This is a genomic window from Citricoccus sp. (assembly GCF_035445025.1).
Classification (GTDB): Bacteria; Actinomycetota; Actinomycetes; order Actinomycetales; family Micrococcaceae; genus Citricoccus.
In genome coordinates, this window is the sequence record NZ_DAOMPX010000014.1 from 62,045 (window position 1) to 66,132 (window position 4,088).

Sequence of the window (4,088 nt, forward strand, 5' to 3'; positions counted from 1 at the left end):
CCGTGACCGCGCCGCCCGCAGACCCCGACGTGCGCGTGCCGATGTTCTCCGCCGCCGAGTACGGCCAGCGGTTGGCGGCGGTGCGCGAGCGGATGGCCCGTCAGGGCCTCAGCGCGCTGGTGGTGACCGATCCCGCGAACATCTTCTACCTGAGCGGTTACGACGCCTGGTCCTTCTACACCCCGCAGATGCTCTTCGTCCCCGCGCAGGGCGAGATGCTGCTGTTCCTGCGGGAGATGGACGCCCAGGGCGCGTTCCGCACCTCCTGGCTGCCGGAGGACCAGATCATCGGCTACCCGGAGCAGTACGTCCACCAGCCCCACGTCCACCCCTTCGACTGGGTGGCCGTCGCCCTGCGACGGCGGGGACTGGTCGCACCGGCCGCGACCGGCTGCATCGGCCTGGAGATGGACGCCCACTTCTTCGCACCGAAGGCCTACCGCGCCCTGGTCAACGCGCTGCCCGAGTGGACCCTCGTGGACAGCTTCGAACTGGTCAACTGGGTACGGGCGGTCAAGTCCGAGGCCGAGATCCAGTACATGCGCACCGCGGCGCGCGTCACGACCGCCGCCATGCGGGCGGCCATCGACGCGATCGAGCCCGGGGCCGCCCAGCACCTCGTGGCGTCCAGGATCGCCGCCGCCCAGGCGGAGGGCGACGGGGAGGCCTGGGGTGACTTCCCGGCCATCGTCCCCATGCTGCCCACCGGCCGGTCCGCGGACACCCCCCACCTGACCTGGTCGGACCGCGTCCTGGGTGAGGGGGACGCGGTCGTGGTGGAGCTGGCCGGAGCGCACCGGCGCTATCACGTGCCCCTGGCGCGCACGGTGATGCTCGGCACTCCCCCGAGCGAGCTGCTCCTGCTGGAGGAGGCGGTCGCCGCCGGTCTGCAGGCCGTGCTCGACGTCACCGCCGCGGGCGTCCCGGTGCGGGAGATGTCCCGCGCGTGGAACCTGACGCTGGCCCAGTACGGGCTGGAGAAGCCGAGCCGGCTGGGGTACTCCATCGGCATCGGTTATCCCCCGGACTGGGGCGAGCGCACCGTGAGCATCCGCTCCGAAGACGAGAACGTGCTGGCCGAGAACATGACGTTCCACCTGATCTGCGGGATGTGGATGACCGGCTACGGCTACGAGGTGTCCGAGTCGATCCGCGTCACGGGCACGGGAGTGGAGACCTTCACCTCCTTCCCCCGGCAGCTGGTCAGGAAGTGATCCCGTGACCATGGACCAGCTGGCCTGTACCCCGCGTGAGCGCGCGGTCCTGGACCTCCTCGACCTCGACGGACTGGTGGACCTGACGCGTGCCCTGATCGACGCCGGCGGGGAGAACCCCGGCAGCACCGAGCAGGAGACGGCCCGCGTGCTGGCCACGGCCGGGCTCGCCCGCGGGCTGGCGGTGCGCACGGACGACGCGGCACCGCAGCGACCGAACGTGGACGTGGAGCTGGCCCCCGGCGGGGCCGTGGGCGAGGGACCCGGACTGTTGTTCCTGGGCCATTCCGACGTGGTGCCGGCAGGACCCGGGTGGTCCCGTGAGCCGTTCCGGTCCGTCGTGGACGGCGGCCGGGTCTTCGGCCGGGGAGCCACCGACATGAAGGGCGGCCTGGCGGCCGTGCTCGTGGCCATGGACGCCCTGCGCCGCGCCGGGGCGCCGCTGACGGGGCCGGTGCGCCTGGCCTGCACCGTGGACGAGGAGGACCTGGGCCTGGGCATCCGCCACCTCACTACGCGTGGCCTCGGCCGGACCTTCGCCGGGTGCGTCGTGGCCGAGCCCACCGACCTGCAGACGGTCATCGCGTGCCGCGGGGACGCCTATCTCGAGGTGACCGTCACCGGTGTGCCCGCCCACTCCGGACGCCCCGAGGACGGCCGCAACGCCATCGACGCCGCGTCCCGCCTGCTCGCCCTGGTCCGCGAGGACCACGAGGCCCACGCCCGCACTCCCGACCCGTTGCTGGGCTCGGCGACCTGGAACATCGGCCGGATCGACGGCGGCCGGGCCACCTCGATGGTCGCCGCGCAGTGCCACCTCTGGCTCGATCGGCGGCTGATGCCCGGTGAGGAGCCCGAGGCCATCCTGTCCGGCCTGCTCGCCGCCGCCGACCGGGCCGGCATCACCGGTGACGGGATCTCCCTGAACGGCACCGTCACCATGTCCATGCCGGGGTTCCGCACTCCCCGGGAGCACCCGCTCGTGGAGGCGGTGCACGGAGCGGTCCGGACCGTGGGCGGCCCCGACTCCATCGGCGGGTGGTCCGCGGCCTGCGACGGCGGCTTCGTGGCCCAGGACCTCGGCGTTCCCACCGTGGTCATGGGTCCCGGTGGGCTGAACGACCAAGCGCACCAGGTCGACGAGTCCGTGGCCGTCGAGGAACTGGAACTCGCGGCGCGTGCCTACGTGCTGACCGCCCTGCGCATGCTCTCCCCCTGACGGCGCCTCGCACGGACCGTCGCCGATTCCCGCATGTCCCCTCATCACCCGCACCCGGGCGCCCTCCAGGGCGCCACCCCTCCCCCTGAAGGCTGTCATGACACACCTCGACCAGACACAGCACACCCCCGGCCGCCCGGAGGGCGGTGCGGACCCGTCACCGGCCGCGGCCGTCCCCGCGGCCCCGGACACCCGGACGGTCCACCGCGCCGTCGCGGCCTCGGCGCTCGGCAACGCCACCGAATGGTTCGACTACGGCGTGTATGCCGTCTCGGTCGTCTACCTGACGCAGAACTTCTTCCCCGGGGAGGCCGGCACGCTGCTCGCCCTGAGCACGTTCGCCCTGTCCTTCCTCGTCCGGCCGCTGGGCGGGCTGTTCTGGGGGCCGCTCGGTGACCGGCTCGGTCGGAAGAGGATCCTGGCGCTGACGATCATCCTGATGGCCGGGGCGACCTTCTGCATCGGCCTGCTGCCCACCTACGCGACCATCGGCCTCGCCGCGCCGGTCCTGCTGGTCGTGCTGCGCATGATCCAGGGCTTCTCCACCGGTGGCGAGTACGGCGGAGCGGCGACGTTCATGGCCGAGTACTCCCCGGACCGGAAGCGGGGCTTCTTCGGCAGCTTCCTGGAGTTCGGCACCCTCGGGGGCTTCGCGCTCGGCTCGCTGGTGGTCCTGCTGTCCGGCATGGCCATCGGCGAGGAGGCCATGGCGGACTGGGGCTGGCGGATCCCGTTCCTGCTCGCCGGGCCGATGGGCCTGATCGGCCTGTACCTGCGCTCCAAGCTGGCGGACTCACCGGTGTTCCTGGAGCTCGAGGAGGCGGGCCAGGCCGAGTCCTCCACCGGGACGGCGCTCAAGGACCTGGTCAGCCGGTACTGGCGCCCCATGCTCACGATGGCCGGCCTGGTCGTGGCCCTCAACGTGGTGCACTACACGCTGCTGAGCTACATGCCGACCTACCTGGAGGGCCAGACCGGCATGGACGCCCAGACGGTGCTGACCATCATGTTCGTGGCGCAGTTCGCCATGATGCTGGTCGTGCCCTTCGCCGGGGCCCTCTCGGACCGCGTCGGCCGGAAGCCGATGTGGTACGGCTCGCTGATCGGCCTGTTCGTGCTGGCCATTCCGATGTACACGCTCATGGCCAACGGCTTCTGGTGGGCGCTGCTGGGCTTCGCCGTGCTGGGCCTGCTCTTCATCCCCCAGCTGGCCACCATCTCGGCCACCTTCCCGGCCATGTTCCCCACCCAGGTGCGCTTCGCCGGTTTCGCCATCACCTACAACGTCGCCACCGCCGTCTTCGGGGGCACCGCCCCGATCGCCAACGAGGCCCTCATCGCCACCACCGGCAACCCGCTGGTCCCGGCGTACTACATGATGGGTGCCTGCGTCATCGGGCTCATCGCCGTGCGGTTCATGCGCGAGACGGCCGGGGTCTCCCTGCGCGGCACGGAGATCCCCGGGACCGGCGCGGCAGCCGCCCCCGTCCCCGCCCCCGCGCGGGCCCTCGGATAGTTCCGTCCGACCGGCCCGGGTCCCCTGGGCCGGCGCCCTGCACGCACGACGCCCGGCGGGGAGCTCCCCGCCGGGCGTCGTACATGCGCTGGCTCGGGCCCGGTGTGGGCCCGAGGCGCAGCGGTGTCAGGTCAGTACC

At 72.3% G+C, this 4,088-nt stretch carries 3 protein-coding genes; all 3 read left to right on the forward strand.

Annotated elements, in window-relative coordinates:
* Positions 1-2 precede the first annotated feature (2 nt).
* The 3 genes from PLJ28_RS06755 (at position 3) to PLJ28_RS06765 (ending at position 3,949) form a co-directional block, all read left to right on the forward strand.
* Positions 3-1,214 (forward strand): M24 family metallopeptidase, encoded by a 1,212-nt coding sequence (locus PLJ28_RS06755; RefSeq protein WP_324589996.1) that lies wholly within the window; start codon positions 3-5, stop codon positions 1,212-1,214.
* A gap of 10 nt (positions 1,215-1,224) precedes the next feature.
* Positions 1,225-2,433: a M20 family metallopeptidase gene (locus tag PLJ28_RS06760; protein WP_324590001.1), complete on the forward strand. Its 1,209-nt coding sequence runs from the start codon at positions 1,225-1,227 to the stop codon at positions 2,431-2,433.
* Between the two features lie 97 nt (positions 2,434-2,530).
* Positions 2,531-3,949: an MFS transporter gene (locus tag PLJ28_RS06765; RefSeq protein WP_324589997.1), complete on the forward strand. Its 1,419-nt coding sequence runs from the start codon at positions 2,531-2,533 to the stop codon at positions 3,947-3,949.
* The last annotated feature ends 139 nt before the right edge of the window (positions 3,950-4,088 follow it).